This is a genomic window from Methanosarcina sp., assembly GCF_049706645.1.
Lineage (GTDB): Archaea > Halobacteriota > Methanosarcinia > Methanosarcinales > Methanosarcinaceae > Methanosarcina.
This window is the reverse complement of record NZ_JBNAKP010000008.1, coordinates 60,378-80,073: the sequence shown is the minus strand read 5'-3', so window position 1 is coordinate 80,073 and position 19,696 is coordinate 60,378. Positions and strand designations below refer to the sequence as shown.

Genomic DNA, 19,696 nt, shown 5'->3' with positions numbered 1-19,696 from the left:
GTTTTCCAAGAAAAAGACTCCTTTTTAATATAATAACATATAGACCATAAGTTTTATAGCTAGGAATTTTTAAAGCAAGTATATTGGTGATTTTTTGGTAAAAAGGGCACTGCTCAGCGTCTCAGACAAGACCGGAATTGCAGAATTTGCACGCGGGCTTGAATCACTTGGCGTGAAGATTATTTCAACAGGCGGGACCGCGAAAATTCTTCGCGACGCCGGCATAGAAGTTACCGATGTCTCGGAAGTTACGGGCTGTCCGGAGATGATGGGAGGGAGGGTCAAAACTCTCCACCCGAGAATTCATGGCGGGCTCTTATGCCTGCGAGAAAGCAAAGAACAGATGGCTGAAGCTGTAAAAGAAGATATCTCCCTCATTGATATGGTCGCTGTAAACCTTTATCCGTTTGAGGTAACGGTCTCAAAGGAAGGTGTTGAGCTTGAGGAGGCCATCGAAAACATAGATATCGGGGGCCCAACCCTTCTTCGTTCGGCAGCGAAAAACTACCGTTCGGTTACAGTGCTTTCCGACCCATCGGACTACGGGCATGTTCTGAAGGAACTGCGTTCAACCGGAGTGATTTCTGAACCAACCAGGGCTGCCCTTGCAGTTAAGGCTTTCAAGCATACTACGGATTACGATGCAGCCATTGATACCTACCTGAGCAGGACCCTGCTCGGAGAAAACATACTCCGCCTGAATTTTACCGAGGGTGTAAAACTCCGTTATGGAGAAAACTGGCATCAGAGAGCCTTTTTTTATAAAGACCCCAGAGTAGAAGGTCCTACCCTGGCAAAAGCCGCCCAGTTGCATGGAAAAGAACTCTCCTATAATAACTATGTGGACGCCGACAACGCCCTTCAGACGGTCAAAGAACTCGGGAACGCCTCTCCTGCAGTGGCAATTGTAAAACACAATAATCCATGCGGGCTTGCTACCGGAAGCACACTCCTGCAGGCTCTGCAGGCTGCCTGGGATGGAGATCCTATTTCGGCTTATGGAAGTATAATCTGCACCAATGAAATCTTTGACCTTGAGGCTGCGACTTTTCTGAATGGGAAATTTGTGGAAATTATTCTTGCTCCTGACTTCAAGCCCGATGCCCTTGAATACCTGAAAAATAAAAGTGAAAATCTTAGACTCCTTAGACTGCCTGAGCTCAGAGAAGTTTTCGGGACAGATTACACGTATAAGTATATAATCGGAGGCATGCTCAAGCAAACTCGTGATATCGGCCTCTACGAGAAATGGGAGTCAGTCACAGACATCTCGTATCCCGAAGAGAAACGCTCTCTGTCGGAATTCTGCCTGAAAGCCTGCAAGGCAACTAAATCCAACGCAGTGATCCTTGCTCACGAATACGAGCCAGGATTTTTCATGGTACTTGCTATGGGTGCAGGACAGCCGAACAGGGTTGACTCGATTCGCAAACTGGCAGCTACAAAAGCTGTGGAAAATCTCAGGATAATTTACGAACGGGAACATCCTGCAACCTCTTTTGAAGCTTATTGCCAGAAAATTATGTCAGAGTGCGTAATGGCATCGGATGCCTTTTTCCCCTTCGATGACAGCATAGTTTATGCCGCAGAGAATGACATTCGTTACATAGTCTCTCCAGGAGGATCAATTCGGGACGGCGAAGTCATTGCTACTGCAAACCGGCTCGGAGTTGCCATGATCTTTACAGGCATGCGCCACTTCCTCCATTGAGAACCTTTTTCAAGGTATTTATAATAACAAATAATGCAGACAGAATCCGAATAACCCTGCCGTGCCTAGGCAGGGAAAACTTTAATTTCCACGTTTAACTTCGAGGAGCCTTCGCACTCAATTGGTACCGTTTTGAGTATAAAAGGAAAATCAATCACTTAAAATTCAACAGAAAATAGATATTTTTTGATTACTATTTTATAGTTTTTTAAGTGAGATCCGCAAGTAGATCTGTAAAATCTATCAGGGCCATAGAATTAATTAACTGTTCTCTTAACGGTCTTTCTATTGAATATACTTTTATTACCAATACTACTGATGTTATCACTAATGTTACTATTACCACGAATGCCACCACTAATGTTACTATTCCCACGAATGTTACCACTAATGTTACTATTTAATAAATTGGAAATTATACAGATAAAATTTATTTACTACCATTTTTAATATATTTTCCATTTAAGTATTTACGTACTCTTTTAAATTACTTAATATATATCTCAATTTTAAATATTAATTTTTTAATTATGAATTTTGTTATATTTCACGGCGATCAATTCTGAACTTTATATTAGTAAAATAATTTGATACCATTAACATATAAAGTTTCTTTTAATATTCAGAAAAGTTATTCAAAGAGATGGCCTGCATTTTCGGAAGACAGGTACGTACAATTCTAAATCGGAGAGAAAAACTACTAAAAATTAATTACACTTTCGAAAAAGGTAATATATATTGAATTCGTATAGCATTCTAGTATTGCTATATCATTCGGATATAACTGCCCCTTAATTCAATATAAAAAATAAGAGGAATATAAAACTTAAATTTTATTTATTGTAAATCAAAATCAAAGGACTTATTTAAGGACATTAAGCTCCGAGTACCTCCAGAAACATACAAAAAATAATGAGTTGATAGAAGTGAAATCCAGCGGACTTTTAAGCATTCTCACCTTTTCTGAAAAAAGGAAGGATATTCTATTTTTACTTCAGGAGAATCCGAGAACTCTTTCCGAGATCAAAGATTATTTTGATGTAAGGTCACCTGAGATCCTGCCTCGTCTTAAAGAAATGGAAGCCGCAAATTTGATTATCAGGCAGGAGGGAATGTATAGGTTGACATGCCTGGGAAAAGTTTCAGCCATATATTACAAACCCTTCCTGGATACTCTTACAGCTATAGAAACAAACGAAGAATTCTGGAGAGATCATGATCTTGCTGCAATTCCTGAGATACTCTTAAACAGAATTCTGGAGCTTAAAGAGTGTAGAATCATAAGAGATGAACACGAGCATATTTATGATACTCATAAGGCCTTTCTGGAGAATGTGCTGTCTTCTACTCGCTTTATGGGCTTTTCATCCATTTTTCTTCCAAGCCATCCCCCAATGTTTCTGGAATTGGCCCGCAAAAATATTCCGATTTCCATAATTGTTACGCCCAATGTATTTTTCAAAATAAAGAGTGAGCATAGTGCCGAAATTGAAGAATTCCTTAAATTTAAACACACGAGTTTCCATGTATACGACAACGCAAAGGTAGCCTTCGTGGTAACAGATCGCTTTCTATCCCTTTCGCTCTTTTTCAAAAACGGAACCTTTGATCCTCGAAATGACCTGATAGGTTTTGACTCGTCCTCAATCAAATGGGGAGAGGATCTTTTTAAGCATTATAAAGAGAACTCAATTGAAATAAAGAATCTATAAAGCCTGTTGAAGATTTCCTGAAAGCAATCTTAAAACCGATAGGGAAATGGGATTCGGGTTTTCGTCCCGGTAAATTTCCGGGGAACTGGATCGTTTTCTCTGAAATATTTTGCCTGCGTTATTGCTTTCGCACCTGAGCATAGACCCCATTCCGGATACATATTTTATGCGAGGAAAGCACCCGCAATTGTTCTCAGTCCGACAATCGAGGTTGATTCTCCGTCCACAAGAACCGTTCTTTCTAACTTCCGGAAAGAAGGCTCCTCATCATCAGTTTTTGTATAGTTCTGGATGCAGATCAGCCCACAAATGAAGCTGTAGAAGACGATAAGAGGCTCGAAAGCAAGAACTCCGTTAATCAGCGCAATACCAAGTATCAGATGGGACAGCAGGTGCAGTCCGAGAAGGAAATTACGGGTATTTCGTGCCCCAAGACTTACAGGAAGGGTTTTGATACCTGCGAGAGTATCTCCTTTAATATCTTTGAAGTCATACACGGCAGAATTGATAAAGAGTTTGACACCAAAGAAAGTGAAAACTAGAATTATAGGGAGCATGCTTTTACAGGTACTGCCTGCAAGTCCTGAGATAAAAGCGCCCCAGGTGAGACCTACAACAAAGTTTTTGACTCCAAGTCCACCTTTGAGTTTCAAGGCGAATTTTCCGATTTTAATCCCTTTACTGTAAAGGAAGCCAGTTATGAAAGGTAAGAGTGCAAGTGCAAGCATTTCTTCTTTTGCCAGTATATAACTCCCTATAATAAAGGTAAGCATAGAGGCTGCAAGCCCTATTTCCTTTCTTGAACCACTTAACTCCTTCCGGTTTACAATATCCTCTTCGGAGCCAAGGGCCCTATCGAGCGTATATACGCTATAGATTACAAGTCCTCCCGCAATGCAGGTAAATATACTGGAATGGATTTGAAGCAGGAGGAAAGCAATGTGAATTCTTAATGCGCCTGAAAACGCAACTAAAACGGAACTTTTTAAGAGTTCTAGTGTAGCATTCTTTTGCTTAAATTCGGGGGCATTCTTTCGTCTGTACCTGAGAAAGCGTTCAAAACTTCCGAAAAATACATTGGAGCTCATAAAAGTAATACTGGAGCACTTTCAAATATTATTTACTCAATAGAAGATTTTACAATGTGTATAAGATATGAGGAGTTAACTACGTTTTAGAGAAATGAACTAATACTAGCTGAGTAAACTAACAATTATTTTTAGAAGGAAATTATGTTCTCGTTATTCCATAAAAAAGATATTGGCATACGTCCTATAAGAAATCAGAATATTTACAGGCGTCGAAAACAATAAAATTAAATAAACTTATCGAGTGGCACCAATGGAAATCCTGGAAAAGTTATTCAAATTACGCCAGAATAAAACTGATCCCAAAACCGAGGCTCTTGCCGGGCTGACTACGTTTGTAACAATGGCTTACATCATTTTCGTAAACCCCACTATCCTCAGCAGCACAGGGATGGATTTCGGAGCTGTCATGGTTGCAACCTGTCTCTCAGCGGCGATCGGAACTCTTATTATGGGGCTGTGGGCCAATTATCCTTTTGCCCTGGCTCCCGGAATGGGCTTGAATGCCTTTTTTGCGTTTACTGTCGTTCTCGGCATGAATATAAGCTGGCAGGCTGCCCTTACCGCAGTTCTTATCGATGGGATTATTTTTGTCCTTCTGACCCTGACAAAATTCAGAGAGACCGTAGTCAACGAGATTCCAAAAAACCTTAAGATTGCAATAAGTGCGGGTATCGGCTTCTTTATTGCTTTTATCGGATTTACGGGATCAAAGATTATTGTTCAGGATCCTAACACCTTTGTAACTCTGGGGAACCTGAGGGAAACAACAGTACTTCTCTCTATACTTGGTTTTACTCTTATGATAGTTTTGCAGGCTTACAGGGTCAGGGGGGCAATTCTCTGGGGGATAATTGCAGTGACAGTTCTGGGAATGGTTTTGGGTATTACCGAATTTCCTGACAGATTCTTTTCAATGCCCCCTTCTCTTGCTCCCATTGCTTTCAAGTTTGATTTCTCGCTTCTTGCCAATCCTGACTTTTATGTGATAATGTTCACCTTTCTCTTTACGGATTTCTTTGACACGGTGGGCACTCTGGTTGGAGTTTCTTCCAGGGCGGATTTTTTGGATGAGGAGGGAAGACTTCCCAGAGCCAAACAGGCTCTTATGGCCGATGCCATTGCCACATGTGCCGGTGCAGTTATGGGAACGTCTACAGTGACTACCTACGTTGAAAGTGCATCAGGAGTTGAGGAAGGAGGAAGAACAGGGCTTACTTCAGTTGTAGTGGCAGGACTGTTTCTGCTTGCGGTTTTCATCTCCCCTATAGCAGCCGTTATTCCGGGATATGCAACCTCTCCTGCCCTTATCATGGTAGGGATTTTCATGATTCAGAGCTTAAGAGATCTCGATTTTGAAACCTGGACCGAAGTTGTCCCTGCAACAGTTACAATTCTGGTGATGACCTTCAGCTATTCAATTGCCGAAGGAATTGTCTGGGGCATAATTTCCTACACCGCGATAAAAGTCGGAAGCGGAAAACTTAAAGATATAAGTTTAATTATGGTTTTTCTATCTCTGGTCTTCCTGTTAAAGGAAATATACCTTTAAGAAATCCCGGGACTTAAAGAACTGAAAGTGAAAAGCTCAGGATTAGTATTCTCCGAAATAAGTTTCAGGAAGGCAAAAAGCCTGGTCAGGATCTCAAGTTTTAGAGCTTGCATAGAGTTATACGGAGAAAGCCGGGTATAACCCCCCTTTTTAAAAATATTTTTGTTATTGAGTGAATAATAAATATAGTTTTGAAACCGGCTCAAAGATAATGCAATCAAAACGTTATTTTAATTTTTATAATTTATAAAAGTTGCAATTATCAAAATGCGATTTATATAATAAGCAATCTATGTAGTGAAGGGGGATTAACTGTAAGTGTGCTCAGCTAATTGCAAATCTATTCGATTTCATGTGGTACTTCTGTCCCGTATAAAGGAATTTAAAGCCACACCATAGACAGCCTCAATCAGTCATTTTAGCTCGCCTAAGTATGAAAATAATCTCTGGGGGTATTGCCTGAATCGTATAATTTCTCTGTGTGGATGTACTCGGGAGGCTTACTGGAGAAGAGATCAGCTAGACAAAAAACTAAAGACAGGAAGGCAAAAACAGGATCGTATTTACATCATATGCCTTAAGAGAGGAGATATTGGAAAGGGGGGTATTTATGTTCCAGATAGATCCGGATATCCCTGAAGAGGATCGTAGAAAACCCGATCCAAGAGAAGAGAGAGATTATAGTTCCTCAAAAAAACTTCCGGAGGCTTTTGACTCTTCAGAAGATGGCTCGGCACATGCTACTTCATGGCATGCCCTGCAAACTGAAGAAATCTTCAAAAAACTTATTACCTCATCCGAAGGTCTGGCACCTGAAGAAGCAGCTTTAAGGCTGGAAGAATACGGAAAAAATACCCTTCCGACAAGGAAACCTCCAGGAATGGCAGAAATAATCCTTCACCAGTTCAAGAGTCCTCTAATTTATATTCTTCTCATAGCAGGGATTATCTCAATTCTTCTGGACGATATCAAGGATGCTGGGTTCATTTTCCTCGTGGTGGTAATCAATGCAATAATTGGCACCATGCAGGAATGGAAAGCAGAGCAAAGCGCATCTCAATTGCAGACCATCTTGAAGATAACAGCTCGAGTCAGGAGAAAAAAAGCCGAACTGAAAATTCCGGCTGAAGAGATAGTTCCCGGGGATATTGTCTTGCTCGAATCCGGAAACCGTATCCCTGCCGATCTCAGGATTCTTTATGCAGCAAACCTTACAATTGACGAATCACTCCTTACAGGAGAATCCGCCGCCGTGCGGAAAACTGCAGATATCCTGATACAGGACACGCCTGTAAGTGACCGGCATAATATGTCATATGCAGGGAGCACTGTAATTACAGGGCGCGGCTGTGGGGTCGTGACTGCAACCGGCAATCGGACTGAAGTTGGTATGATTGCACGCGCTGTCACAGAAACCGAGCCGGCAAAACCACCTCTTCTTATACGAATGGAAGATTTTTCCCAGAAAATAGGAATCCTTGTAATCGCGGCAAGTCTTTTGATGAGTGCAGTTGCCCTTTTACAGGGTATAGCGCCTGTTGAAGTTTTTTTCCTTGCAATAGCCCTTATAGTATCAGCTATTCCTGAGGGATTGCCAGTCGGGGTTACCGTTGCCCTCTCGATCGCATCCACCAGAATGGCTAAAAGAAATGTTATAGTTCGCAGACTCTCTGCCGTAGAAAGCCTTGGGAGCTGCACTACAATAGCGACGGATAAAACAGGAACACTGACTGTCAATCAGCAAACCGCGAAAATAATTCTGCTGCCCCCAGGAGATTATTTTGAAGTTTCAGGGGAGGGCTATATACCTATCGGGGAAGTCAGGAGAGAAAATAGAGATCCTCCTGATACCGAGGACATGGAAAGGCTTCGAAGGCTTGCACTTGCGGCTGCTGTATGCAATGAAGGTGCACTTTTTCAGGAAGATAAAGAGTGGGTGCACCACGGAGATGCTATAGATGTTGCTTTCCTTGCGCTTGCATCCAAACTGGGAATCGATCCTGGTGAGGCCAGGAATAAGGCAAGGATAATTGCTGAAGTTCCCTTCGAATCCGAGAGGATGTACTCTGCTGTATACTATAAGGAAGATAAGAGTGATTCTCTCAGGATAGCTGTCAAAGGAGCTATAGAAGCTATCCTTCCATACTGTACAAAAATGAATACTTCAGAAGGAGAAGACCCGATTGATCCCGAAATTCTCTATCGGGAACTGAATTCCTTGATGGAAAAGGGATATCGCGTACTCGCAATTGCTGATGGTTTTCCGGAAAAAGCAGGTGACGATCCTGGCCTTGAATCCGCCAGGCCAGAGCTCACTTTTCTGGGCATTACAGCATTCATAGACCCTTTAAGGCCTGATGTCACAGAAGCGGTAGAAACCTGTAAAAAGGCTGGAATTGATGTTGTGATGATTACCGGAGACCATCCCAAAACCGCACTTGCAATAGCCAGTGAGCTTGGAATTGCCAATTCGATGGAAGAGATGATTACTGGCAGACAAATGGAAGAGCTTGGGGACCCGGAAACTCCTGCCTTTATCGCTACTCTCGAGGAAGCACGGGTTTTTGCAAGAGTCACACCAGTGCAGAAAATGCATATTGTTGATGCGCTTGTAAGGAGAGGTCATTTTGTTGCTGTCACAGGGGACGGGGTCAATGATGCCCCTGCACTCAGAAGGGCAAATATTGGTGTGGCTATGGGCTCAGGAACGGACGTGGCAAAAGATACGGCTTCAATGATAGTAACTGATGATACTTTTTCTTCAATTGTTGCAGGCGTTGAGGAAGGAAGAGTTGCATATGATAATATTAGAAAAGTCACCTATCTTCTGGTCTCAACCGGGCTTGCAGAGGTGGTTCTTTTCACACTGGCGCTCTTTGCGGGCCTGTCGATACCCCTGCTTGCGGTACAGCTTCTCTGGCTTAACCTGGTTACAAACGGAATTCAGGGAGTAGCTTTAGCCTTCGAAGCCGGTGAACCCGAAACAATGCGTAGAAAACCGAGAAAACCGAAAGAGGGAATTTTTAATAGCCTCATGATTAAGCAGACATTGACTTCGGGGATAACCATAGGCATTGTGGCTTTTGCAGCCTGGGGATGGTTTACGAGCAGAGGCTATGACGAAGTAGAAGCACGCAATCTACTGCTGCTTTTGATGGTGCTTTTCGAAAACTTCCATGTATTTAACTGTCGTTCTGAATACCGTTCCGTGTTCCAGGTACCATTAAGAAATAATTATTTGTTGGTCACCGGAGTGATCCTGATGCAGGGACTCCATATTCTTTCTATGAACATACCTTTAATGCAGGATCTTCTGGGCATTAGTCCGGTTTCGCTTGAAAGGTGGTTTAGCTTTTTCATAATAGCTGGAATTATCATTGTTGTGATGGAGATCTTTAAAAGAGTGGGAGCTGCTCGTAAAGCCAGGTCTTAAATGAGAAATCTTCCAGAAAATAGTAATATACAAACTGGCTCTCAAGAAAGTGTTCCCGGTAGGAAACCCTTGCATTCTGAGAAAGATAGCCTGCACACGCACAAACAGCCCAAAAAGGAAATAAAAAAGGGATTTCTCAGGAAATCCTGACAGGTAACTACCAAAAATTGGAAATAAAGGGCAAGAAGCCCAGAATAATAGACTATAATTATTACAAAGGAATCATTTTCTTTCCATACATCTCGTTCAGTACCTGACCCATAGCAGCGTAAATTGCTGAAAGTCCTGTAAAAATTCCTTCATAGCCAGCGATTGTAAGTATTTCCGTGCTGCCCAGATAATTCCCAGCTGCAAGCAGGAAGAATAGGATTGTAAGGGTCAGGAAAACAACCTGTAGAGCCCTTGTTGCTTTTAGTGTGCCTATGAACATGTAAAGGGTGAAAAGTCCCCACATGAAAAGGTATGCAGCAAAGGGAAACGACTCTGTGGCAAACCCGGTAAAATTATCTCCAGCCTTAGGTAGCAGGACAAGTCCTACCAGACTGAGCCAGAAAAGCCCGTATGAGGTAAAAGCTGTGGTCCCAAAAGTATTACCCTTCTTCCATTCCATGATCCCGGCAATAACCTGAGCCAATCCGCCGTAAAAGAAGCCCATAGAAAGGATCATCGCGTTCATCGGATAGAAGCCTGCATTATGTATATTCAAAAGCACGGTTGTCATTCCGAAACCCATCAAACCCAGAGGAGCAGGGTTTGCGGATAAATCCGTTATTTTTATATCACGAACACTCATAATATCTTTAATATTTTGACTCATAAAATCAAATCCTCCTTCCCGTTAACCGGAGATTTAGCCTGAACTTCCAGTAAAAAATTTGTATTAAGATAATAAACTGTTTTTGAAGTCTGTTTTTTTACATTTCGGAGATATGTAATTGTTAATACTTATAATTAAGGACAGTAAATATATTTTCAATACACTATAAATATATAATATAAAATTTCATAAAGGCTGTTGAGAGTTTTCATAATAAGCTATTTATGAACATATGCGGAACTTGCTTCATATGATTCAGGCAAGAAGACCTCTTATGCTCATTATTCTCGATGGCTGGGGCTATAGGGAAGCCAGCGAAGGAAACGCTATCCTGGCAGCCCGAACCCCGAACCTTGACCGCCTGATAGAACAATATCCCTGGTGTTTCTTAGAAGCCTCAGGGGAGGCCGTAGGCCTTCCGGAAGGCCAGATGGGAAACTCTGAAGTAGGGCACCTGAATATAGGAGCAGGGCGAGTTGTGTACCAGGACCTTACCCGAATAAATCTCTCCATCAGGAACGGAGATTTCTTCGAAAATCCGGCTTTTCGGGATGCAATTTTAAACGCCAGAGCCAGTGATTCAAGCCTGCATCTCATGGGGCTTGTCTCTTACGGAGGCGTTCACAGTTATATGACGCATATTTATGCTCTTATAAAACTTGCACATGAAAAAGGGTTGAAAAAAGTTTATATACATGCTTTTCTGGACGGCAGAGACGTTCCTCCCAGGGCCGCTCTCAAAGATATAAAGGAGCTTGATGCTTTTTGCAAGGAAAACGAGAGTGCTAAAATCGCAACCGTATCAGGGCGTTACTATGCAATGGACAGAGATCAGCGCTGGGATAGGACAAAACTTGCCTATGATGCCCTGACTATAGGAGTTGCGCCTTACGAAGCTCCTGATGCAGAGACTGCGGTTTCTGAAGCCTACAGCAGGGGAGAAACTGACGAATTTGTGAAACCAACTGTAATCACAGATTCAGAAGGAAAGCCAAAGGCAGTTATACAGGATAACGATTCTGTAATCTTCTTCAATTTCAGGCCTGATAGGGCACGGCAGCTTACCTGGGCCTTTGTGAATGAAAATTTTGAAGGTTTCCCCAGGGAAAAGCGCCCGAAGGTTCACTATGTCTGTATGGCGCAGTACGATGAAACCCTTGATTTGCCTATAGCTTTCCCTCCTGAAAAACTGGAAAACGTACTTGGTGAAATCCTGAGCAAGCATGGACTAATCCAGCTTCGGATTGCCGAAACTGAAAAGTACGCCCATGTGACTTTTTTCCTGAACGGAGGACAGGAGAAATGCTATGAAGGAGAAGACCGTTGCCTCATCCCGTCACCGAAGATCGCTACCTATGACCTCAAACCCGAAATGAGTGCATATGAGGTTACGGATGAAGTGACAAGGAGAATTCGGTCAGGAAAGTACGATGTGATCATCCTTAATTTCGCAAACATGGATATGGTAGGGCACACTGGAATTTTTGAGGCCGCAGTAAAGGCAGTAGAAGCCGTGGATAGCTGTATGGGCAGAATTGCAGCAGCTCTTAAAGAGACAGGAGGTGTTGCACTTATAACTGCAGACCACGGGAACGCCGAACAGATGGAAAACCCGACAACAGGAGAAGCGCATACCGCACATACCTCAAATGTGGTAAAATGCATTTACGCAGGAAACGATGAGGTAAAAGCTCTTAGGGATGGAAAACTGTGCGATCTTGCACCAACTCTTCTGGAACTTCTCAAGATTCGAAAACCTGAAGATATGAAAGGGGAATCCCTTATCTTAAGAGAGGAATTAAGCAGAGAAAAAGTGTAGAAAAAGGAATTAAGTGAGAAAAACTAATCTAAATTTTCAAAAATTTTAATTTCTCTTCAATTCCTGCTCCCCTACTGTTTTATTTCTTTTTTTATTCTTATATTCTGATCATTAAATTAAGGCTTAATGAAAGATAATTTTTAAAAGATTAAATATCAGCAGCTACAATAAAGGAGCGCAGATACTTAGGAAGTTATAAAGCTTTAAGCCCAGTTTCGGAGTTTAACAGGAATGATCAAAATAACCACTCCTTGTCGAATTCATATGACTCTTATTGATATGAATGCAGAGATCGGAAGAGTAGATGGAGGAGCAGGACTGACCCTTTCCTCTCCCAATATAAGGATTACGGCTGAAGAAGCCGATGAAGTCAGGATCGAGGGCCTTCAGGGTTTTGCCGATAGAATGAAAAGAGCTGCAGAAGCCCTGATCCCTGAAGGAAAAGGGATCAGGATCAACGTACAGGAATTGTACCCAGCCCACGTAGGTTTCGGATCAGGGACTCAATCTTCCCTGGCCGCGGCAGCAGCTGTGAATGAACTGTATGGGCTTGGGAAGAGCGTTAGAGAACTTGCACTTGCAGTAAAAAGAGGAGGAACTTCGGGTATAGGAGTAACTGCTTTTGAGAAAGGTGGATTTATAGTCGACGGAGGGCACAAATTCAAAGATAAAGGTGGTTTTATGCCATCGGCTGCCAGCCGAGTGCCCCCAGGGCCAGTGCTCTTCAGAGAGGATTTTCCTGATTGGGACATGGTGGTAGCGATTCCCAATGAAAAGGGAATGCATGACCAGGAGGAGATTGATACCTTCAAGAAATTCTGCCCTCTTCCTATAGAGGAAGTCAGGGAGATTTGCCATGTCGTGCTCATGCAAATGATGCCTGCTGTAATAGAGGAAGATATCGAGAGCTTCGGAGCCGCAGTAAATCATGTCCAGACTGTAGGCTTCAATAAAAGGGAGAGCCTTATCTGGCCTGAGTTTGTGAAAAATATCGCCTCTTTCATGCGCAGCCAGAGTTATGGGGCCGGAGTAAGTTCCTTTGGGCCTGTAGTATATTCCTTTGTAGATAACAAATCGGAAGGCAGGCAGCTTCAGGCAGAGGTCCAAAAAATGCTTGATGAATCCGTTGGCGGGATTGTCATGCTTACCAGGGCAAAAAACCGCGGCGCAGAAATATCAAGAGTTTAAAACCTTACAGGTTCAGTGAGAGTGAGAAGGGAGACTGTCATGCTCATGCTCAGGCAGCCTGTGAAATGATTCGCCGGCAAATCCGAGCGGGTCCACATGTACGACCACGTTTGAGAGATATCCCAGGCTGTGCATCATTCCATGCCGTACCTCTACGGCAATTGCATGCCCTTCTTCAACCGAAAGCAATGGGTCTACCGCGATATTTACTTCCGCATACAGCCTGTGCCCTAGCCAGCGAACCCTTACTTCGGTTACATCTCTTACCCCTTCTATTTTATTGACTACCTGGTGAATTTCGTCAACAATATCCGGTTCAACACCATCAAGCATACGGGAAAATACGGATTTGCCCGCATCCCAGACGATCCTGAGAATTGCAATTGTAATGAGAAGTCCTACAAGAGGGTCCGCGAGGGGATAACCCAGCAGGATCCCAAGTGCCCCGAAAAGCACGGCAAGGCTCGTAAAACCGTCTGCTCGCGCATGGTAACCGTCAGCCACAAGCGCTGCACTCCCAATTTCCGTTCCTATTTTAATCCTGAATTTAGCAACCAGCTCATTTCCCAGAAATCCGACAATCGAAGCTGCAATTACCCCTCCAAGAAACTCCACGGGCTGCGGGAAGAAAAATCTGGAAATGGATTCATAGGCCGCGACAGCTGCACTGAAAAGGATTAAAAAGACGATAATCAGACCTGCAATATCCTCTGCTCTGCCGTAGCCGTAAGTAAAACGCTTATTCGGTTTTTTCCGGGAAAGAAAAAAGGCGAGACCCAGAGGTACTGCGGTTGCGGCATCCCCGAAATTGTGGATTGTATCAGCTAGAAGGGCTACACTTCCCGAAACCCAGACAATAAGGATTTGAAAAAGAGCTGTGGCCATCAGCCCGGCAAAGGACCATTTAACTGCATAAAGTCCCCTGGATGTGGAAAGAAGTTCAGGGTCCACAACTCCATGAGTATGGGCTTGTGAGTGCTCTTTATGAGAAGAATTCGGGCCTGCTTTTGTCAGCCTCGGACCTCCTTGACTGAAGATTTTGCAGTAAGCTAGTATAAAGAAAGAATCTGAGGTAAAAATGTTTTTGAACGGAAAATTCCTTAAAACCACTGATCAAGGGTTTTCTGTCTGGCTCCTGAGGCTGATTTAAGGCGTTCTGCAGCTTTTTCCACCCTGTCAACCGAGAAGTCGTGATTTTCACAAAGGAATTCGAGGAGTTTTTCGGAGTCAGGTTTGCCCCATTTTATTTCATAATTGTCCGTCACTTCAGGCTGGAGAAAGATTTTTCGGATTCTGTCCACAGCTTCGATTTCTACTCCCTTTTCGCGGAGCACGGCATAAATATCCCCATGTTTTTTAATAAGTTTGAGGGCTGTTTTAGGACCTACTTTTTCCAGTCCTTTATTGTAATCCGTCCCTACACAGATGGCGATATCTATAAGCTGCTCCCTGGTAATTTCCAGGGCTTCGAGAGTCCCGTCCAGCTCGATTATTTCGGGTTCGACGTCAACGTAAATATTCTTTCCCGGAAGCTTGCGTTTTCCTGTTACAGCCAGGTTCCGGACAACGACCGGAGCTCCGAAAAGGAATGAATCATAATCCTGCGAAGCAACGCAGCTGGCATCTTTTTTGAGAACCAGATATGCAGCCTGTGCTTCCCCTTCACACGGAGCCTGAACAAAGGGAATTCCCATAACGTCAAGGAGATACTTGGAATCTTCAACGATTTCCTGATTTACCTTTGAAGAAGCCTGGGCATACTTATAAGCCGATTCGAGATCCCCTACAGCCTTTGCATTCTCCCATTTTTCCCGTGAAGATTCCCTTATTTCTTTCCTTTTATTCAGAGTTTCGGACTTCAGATCCGGAGGCTTGCCGTCAAAAACAAAAAGAGGTTTGATACCGGCTTCAACAAGGCTCGCTGTCCGGTAGAGCAGGCCTGAGAGGTGGGAGGTCACTCTCCCTGCGGAATCGACCAGAGGACTTCCATCCCGCTGGCGAATAATGCTTAAAAACTGGTGAAGCGTGTTAAATGCATCAATTGCAACCACCTGGTTTGTAAGATCCGAAAGCTCAACTTTTCTTTTCTGAAGCAGGTCGCCTATATCTGTTCCCATATTTTCCCTCGAGTATCTGAAATTTTCCTGAAAGCTTCAGAGCTTCCTTTACCTTCTTTCTTGCTCTGTTCTTACTTTTTAGTTTTTCAACGTTTCGTAGAAAGTCGACATCAAAGATTTCTTACCGCAGGTTAATATCCAGAGTACTTTACCATGATTCAATATTCACGATACTTTACTGCAACTCCTGTTCAGGATGCTTTACCGCAATCCTGTTATTTATTGATCAATACGCTTTATAGGCACTGAAGTTTTATACTTACCGCGCATTCGCAGTTATCCTCAAACGCCCTGTTGAAAGATAGAGCTATTGAAAAACTATTGCCGCTCAGGGGAAAAAGAAAAAGTAAAGCAATGTAATCATGTACATGGATTTCAGTCTAATTAATTGAGTCTCAACCCAATTAATGAAGTCTAAACCCATTAACGGGTCTAAACCTAATTAACGAATTAACGGGGTTCAATCCAATAACGAGTTTTAGTTTAGATTCGTAAAGCCTGAATCCCATTTATGAAGTTTATATCAGATTAGCCCTTCCTGGCGGCCAATCAAATCTATCCAGTAAGGAAGAGAAAAGGGACGAGATTTAATAAGCTTTATAAGTCTCTATAGAGACTTCAGAAATCAGGCGGTAAGGTCAAGTCGGACATCGATTACTGAATCTTCATTTGCTTCTATTTTAGATATTGTCAGCAAATTGCCTTTTCTCTCCAGCAAGGTCGCTTTCGTGACCTGAACCTGGTGGCCATCTACCTGTTTTTTGCTGTTATTTTTATGAATGACCAGGAGTTTCTGTCCCTTCTCGGCCCCTTCTCCTATTTTGGACACAATATTTCGTATGACCTGTTCAAAATCAGAATAAATCAAAATTTCCGACTTATTTGCAACCTTCTTGATAATGCCAATCGGTTCCAGATTAAGGTGCATATTAGCTTTCCTTCTTTACCTGCTTACACAAGTAATCAAATAATACTAACTCTGAGTAATAATAACTTGCGATACGTAATAACTGACTAATTATTTTTATAATTGTTGGAATTTAAGATATTCCTCTTTACTACAGAAGAACCAATATATATACTTTACTAAATCACTGAGCCTGCACCCGAAATGCCTTTAGGGGGCATGAATTAAATTGGAAGTATTAGAAGATATTACGAGTAAGGTGAAGATAAATAGTAATAAATTTATATTCAAAACCGAATTAGACCCGAAGATCTGTTTAAAAAATCGTCGAACTACTTTTCATTTTAATTAATTCTGTGCATGGAGAAAATTCGTGCACTATAAAGGGCATACAGCTAAACTATTAAATACTCCTAAATCAAAAATTATGTTTAATTGTTAGCAAAATTTGAATATTCAAACCATAGCTTTTTTTAAAGATAGAAAATGAAAATTTAGTCTTTAATAAAAAATAGAATTATAAGTAGAGTTTAGTGGTACTTCCTGCGGTTGAATTCGTAAACCGCATTATCAACTTTGCTTGAGAGCTCATTCATCCTTTCTTCGATCTTTATTCCCGTACTCTCCATGTTGACCTTGAGGGTGCGGTCCTTCGCTTCCATTTTATCTTCGAGCTCCTGAAGCCTGTTGTTAATAGAGATGAGCATAATAGCCAGCGTTCCGACCAGAACCATAACCGAGAGAATAATCAGGGGGTTTGTGGGTTTGTATGCAAATCTTCTAAGCCACTCAAAGGATAGAAGAAAGGATGACAGAACCATCACAACAAGAAATACTGTATCTCTAGTCTCCATCGTATACCTCTAACATACCTGTAAGATTTTTCCGCATTATACAAGCTTTCTGTGATAGCATGTTTCAAACTCAAGCGGAGATACTTCCGTTAAAGTATTTACTGCTTTTCTATTTTTACTATTTTCTACTTTTTACTATTTTCTATTTCTGTTTATTTTTTAAACAGATATAATATATAATTTTTTTCACAAACTATTTATGTATGGTTCTATCCCGTTAGCTTTTATATCATTCATGTGAAAAAGGAGCCAGAATCTCAGCGAAATGCTTCCGACATATATCGCTGAGAAATTTCCTGCGTCGAAAAAATATGTGAAAAGAAATAATATTTTTCAGGCAGAGTTATTATATAAACAGTTCAGAAGAATCGGAGATAAAAATACAGTAAATATATAAAGGAATAGAAAAGGCATACTGTTAAGAATTAAGGAGTTTAGCACTTGAGTTCCAGCGAACAATCCATTAAAGATTATTTACCTATTCTCTCCATGGGAGGATTAATCCTGATAGTGCAGGTTCTTGCACTTTTTTTGTCCACGCCCATGGAAGTTAATGAAATGCAGGCTTTTGAAGACCCGACCCAGGTGTCCAATTCCATATATTATCTTGTACTGATCCTGGTTTTTACCCTGTTTGTCCTGATGGCACTGAAGAAAAATATGAAATGGGTAATCAGCATCTCTATCTACCTGGCCATAATAAGCACTCTCTATTACGTATTTTTCGCCCTGTTTACCCTCATTCCATTTCTTTCAGGATTTGAAATCATTGCCTCAACTGTACTATCCACAGGAATAACGGTACTGCTCTATAAATATCCCGAATGGTACGTAGTTGATATTGTGGGCGTTTGTATTGCAGCCGGGGTCAGTGCCCTGATAGGAATTTCCCTTTCGGTTATCCCCGTAATAATACTCCTGCTGCTACTCGCAATCTACGATGCTATCTCGGTATACAAAACAAAGCATATGATTGCTATGGCCGAGGGAATAATGGATCTGAAGCTTCCGATCCTGTTCGTAATTCCGAAACACTCGAATTACTCCTTCTTGCAGGAAAGTTTTAAACCGGGAGAACAGCGCGAAGCTTTTTTCATGGGTCTCGGAGATGCGGTTATGCCTACCCTGCTGGTAGTCTCAGCAAATGTCTTCATGGAAAGCAATGGGATCTCATATCCAGTCCTCGGGGCCATAATAGGCACCCTTGCAGGGCATGCGGTACTTTCGGTCCTTGTAATGAAAGGAAAACCGCAGGCAGGGCTTCCCTTTTTGAATTCCGGAGTGATCCTGGGATTCTTTGCTGGTTTCCTGCTCTCAGGGGCCTCAATAATGTGAAGTTAGCTTTTCTTCACACATTTTATTTTTATGAAATCTATTGTATTTTCGGATTTTCGCAAAGATTTTTTTATTTTATAGCGTAATCACTTGATATGTCCAAAAGAATTGCAGTGGTCTTTGACAGCGCCGGAACCCTTCTGCATATGTACAGAGTTGCGAAGGAAGCCAGCACCGGGAATATCCTTGAAAACATAGAGAGCACTGCTATTGTCGCGCAAAAGAATGGATGCGGGCTTGTAGTCCTGAATGCCGAAAGTGATATAATCCTGCGCTCAAGAAAAGATATGCCTTTATTTGAGTTTATAAGAGAGTACAGGGTTTCAATAGGCATAAGCTGTTCAAAAGGAAATTTTACCCCGGAGATTGCATGTGAAATTATAAGGAGAACAGCCCCCAGCATGGGTGATGTACATGATGTTCTGGAAGCAGTCGCTGCCCGCTGTCCAAATGTTTTTTACCTTGCAGCAGGCCTGATAATTGACTCTGAGGCCAGAAGCGTGCCGTATGTACTGAGCACAGGCGGGCATGTATTCAGTACCACGCTACAAGCGGTCCAGGCTCTCCATGCCATGAAAGTGGATATGTATATAGCTTCCGGAGATAGTTTATTCGCTCTCGTGCAATTGGCTGAGTTCGTAAACATCCCCCAGGAAAGAGTCTTTGCCTTTTCAAACGCTGTGATGAAGGAAAAAATTGTGCTTGAACTAAAAAGGAAATATGAAAAAGTAGTCATGGTAGGGGATGGTATCAATGACATACTGGCGTTCAGGGCAGCAGACGTGGGGATAATGACAACACAGCAGGGTGACAACAGACCCGAGGAACTCAGAGAAGCGGCAGACGTGATAATTGACAATATAATAAAGGTTGTGGATGTGGTAAAAGCGCTGTAACTAGTATATAAAAGAAATTATTATATAAAACGAATTAATATAACACGACGGGTCAATATAATAAGAAGAATCAATATAACACAAAGAGTCAATATAACAGGACAAGATCAATACTGATTAAGCAAATTCGCCAGATGAATTTGACTCTAAATATTACTTTAAATGTTAACAGTGAAAAAATAATGCGTTATGTTTATGTAATCTTTACTCTTATGTACTTGTTGCCCAAATGTGTGAAATTCATTGTTTATATCACTGTGTTATTCA

Annotated in this window: 14 protein-coding genes; 8 read left to right on the top strand and 6 right to left on the bottom strand. The window is 42.0% G+C overall.

Annotated features, from left to right (window positions below):
• Positions 1-94: 94 nt before the first annotated feature.
• Together purH and ACPK8D_RS03215 are read left to right on the top strand one after the other, a co-directional pair.
• Positions 95-1,711, top strand: a complete 1,617-nt coding sequence (gene purH, locus ACPK8D_RS03220; RefSeq protein WP_424716402.1) for a bifunctional phosphoribosylaminoimidazolecarboxamide formyltransferase/IMP cyclohydrolase — start codon at positions 95-97, stop codon at positions 1,709-1,711.
• Between the two features lie 926 nt (positions 1,712-2,637).
• Positions 2,638-3,423, top strand: coding sequence for a helix-turn-helix transcriptional regulator (locus tag ACPK8D_RS03215; RefSeq protein ID WP_424716435.1), 786 nt, complete (start codon positions 2,638-2,640; stop codon positions 3,421-3,423).
• A 164-nt stretch (positions 3,424-3,587) separates the two neighbouring features.
• Here the strand turns inward: ACPK8D_RS03215 and ACPK8D_RS03210 are convergent, their stop codons facing one another.
• Positions 3,588-4,511 (bottom strand): UbiA family prenyltransferase, encoded by a 924-nt coding sequence (locus ACPK8D_RS03210; RefSeq protein ID WP_424716401.1) that lies wholly within the window; start codon positions 4,509-4,511, stop codon positions 3,588-3,590.
• 253 nt (positions 4,512-4,764) lie between these two features.
• Here ACPK8D_RS03210 and ACPK8D_RS03205 point away from each other — a divergent pair, with 253 nt between their 5' ends.
• Together ACPK8D_RS03205 and ACPK8D_RS03200 are read left to right on the top strand one after the other, a co-directional pair.
• On the top strand, positions 4,765-6,063 hold the full coding sequence (locus ACPK8D_RS03205) for an NCS2 family permease (RefSeq protein ID WP_424716434.1): 1,299 nt from the start codon (positions 4,765-4,767) through the stop codon (positions 6,061-6,063).
• 610 nt (positions 6,064-6,673) lie between these two features.
• Complete coding sequence (locus ACPK8D_RS03200; RefSeq protein ID WP_424716400.1) at positions 6,674-9,496, top strand: cation-translocating P-type ATPase; 2,823 nt, start codon at positions 6,674-6,676, stop codon at positions 9,494-9,496.
• Positions 9,497-9,707: 211 nt separating this feature from the next.
• Here ACPK8D_RS03200 and ACPK8D_RS03195 read toward each other — a convergent pair whose 3' ends face one another.
• Positions 9,708-10,313: an acetate uptake transporter gene (locus ACPK8D_RS03195; RefSeq protein WP_424716399.1), complete on the bottom strand. Its 606-nt coding sequence runs from the start codon at positions 10,311-10,313 to the stop codon at positions 9,708-9,710.
• Between the two features lie 250 nt (positions 10,314-10,563).
• Here ACPK8D_RS03195 and gpmI point away from each other — a divergent pair, with 250 nt between their 5' ends.
• Positions 10,564-12,132, top strand: coding sequence for a 2,3-bisphosphoglycerate-independent phosphoglycerate mutase (gene gpmI, locus ACPK8D_RS03190; RefSeq protein WP_424716398.1), 1,569 nt, complete (start codon positions 10,564-10,566; stop codon positions 12,130-12,132).
• 231 nt (positions 12,133-12,363) lie between these two features.
• Positions 12,364-13,320: a beta-ribofuranosylaminobenzene 5'-phosphate synthase gene (locus ACPK8D_RS03185; protein WP_424716397.1), complete on the top strand. Its 957-nt coding sequence runs from the start codon at positions 12,364-12,366 to the stop codon at positions 13,318-13,320.
• 12 nt (positions 13,321-13,332) lie between these two features.
• Here the strand turns inward: ACPK8D_RS03185 and ACPK8D_RS03180 are convergent, their stop codons facing one another.
• The 4 genes from ACPK8D_RS03180 to ACPK8D_RS03165 form a co-directional block, all read right to left on the bottom strand.
• Complete coding sequence (locus ACPK8D_RS03180) at positions 13,333-14,271, bottom strand: cation diffusion facilitator family transporter (protein WP_424716396.1); 939 nt, start codon at positions 14,269-14,271, stop codon at positions 13,333-13,335.
• 149 nt (positions 14,272-14,420) lie between these two features.
• Positions 14,421-15,437: a flap endonuclease-1 gene (gene fen, locus ACPK8D_RS03175; RefSeq protein WP_424716395.1), complete on the bottom strand. Its 1,017-nt coding sequence runs from the start codon at positions 15,435-15,437 to the stop codon at positions 14,421-14,423.
• Between the two features lie 625 nt (positions 15,438-16,062).
• Complete coding sequence (locus ACPK8D_RS03170; protein ID WP_424716394.1) at positions 16,063-16,365, bottom strand: hypothetical protein; 303 nt, start codon at positions 16,363-16,365, stop codon at positions 16,063-16,065.
• Between the two features lie 509 nt (positions 16,366-16,874).
• On the bottom strand, positions 16,875-17,198 hold the full coding sequence (locus ACPK8D_RS03165) for a hypothetical protein (RefSeq protein ID WP_424716393.1): 324 nt from the start codon (positions 17,196-17,198) through the stop codon (positions 16,875-16,877).
• A gap of 441 nt (positions 17,199-17,639) precedes the next feature.
• Here ACPK8D_RS03165 and ACPK8D_RS03160 point away from each other — a divergent pair, with 441 nt between their 5' ends.
• Both ACPK8D_RS03160 and ACPK8D_RS03155 read left to right on the top strand, forming a co-directional pair.
• Positions 17,640-18,533: a presenilin family intramembrane aspartyl protease PSH gene (locus tag ACPK8D_RS03160; protein WP_424716392.1), complete on the top strand. Its 894-nt coding sequence runs from the start codon at positions 17,640-17,642 to the stop codon at positions 18,531-18,533.
• Positions 18,534-18,628: 95 nt separating this feature from the next.
• The gene (locus ACPK8D_RS03155) at positions 18,629-19,429 is read left to right on the top strand and encodes an HAD family hydrolase (protein ID WP_424716391.1); all 801 of its coding nucleotides are present in this window, start codon (positions 18,629-18,631) and stop codon (positions 19,427-19,429) included.
• Positions 19,430-19,696 lie beyond the last annotated feature (267 nt).

Coding starts and splice junctions, on each gene's coding strand:
- ACPK8D_RS03210 (WP_424716401.1), bottom strand. CDS start 4,511: ATGAGCTCCAATGTATTTTTCGGAAGTTTTGAACGCTTTCTCAGGTAC.
- ACPK8D_RS03205 (WP_424716434.1), top strand. CDS start 4,765: ATGGAAATCCTGGAAAAGTTATTCAAATTACGCCAGAATAAAACTGAT.
- ACPK8D_RS03200 (WP_424716400.1), top strand. CDS start 6,674: ATGTTCCAGATAGATCCGGATATCCCTGAAGAGGATCGTAGAAAACCC.
- ACPK8D_RS03195 (WP_424716399.1), bottom strand. CDS start 10,313: ATGAGTCAAAATATTAAAGATATTATGAGTGTTCGTGATATAAAAATA.
- gpmI (WP_424716398.1), top strand. CDS start 10,564: ATGATTCAGGCAAGAAGACCTCTTATGCTCATTATTCTCGATGGCTGG.
- ACPK8D_RS03185 (WP_424716397.1), top strand. CDS start 12,364: ATGATCAAAATAACCACTCCTTGTCGAATTCATATGACTCTTATTGAT.
- fen (WP_424716395.1), bottom strand. CDS start 15,437: ATGGGAACAGATATAGGCGACCTGCTTCAGAAAAGAAAAGTTGAGCTT.
- ACPK8D_RS03170 (WP_424716394.1), bottom strand. CDS start 16,365: ATGCACCTTAATCTGGAACCGATTGGCATTATCAAGAAGGTTGCAAAT.
- ACPK8D_RS03165 (WP_424716393.1), bottom strand. CDS start 17,198: ATGGAGACTAGAGATACAGTATTTCTTGTTGTGATGGTTCTGTCATCC.
- ACPK8D_RS03155 (WP_424716391.1), top strand. CDS start 18,629: ATGTCCAAAAGAATTGCAGTGGTCTTTGACAGCGCCGGAACCCTTCTG.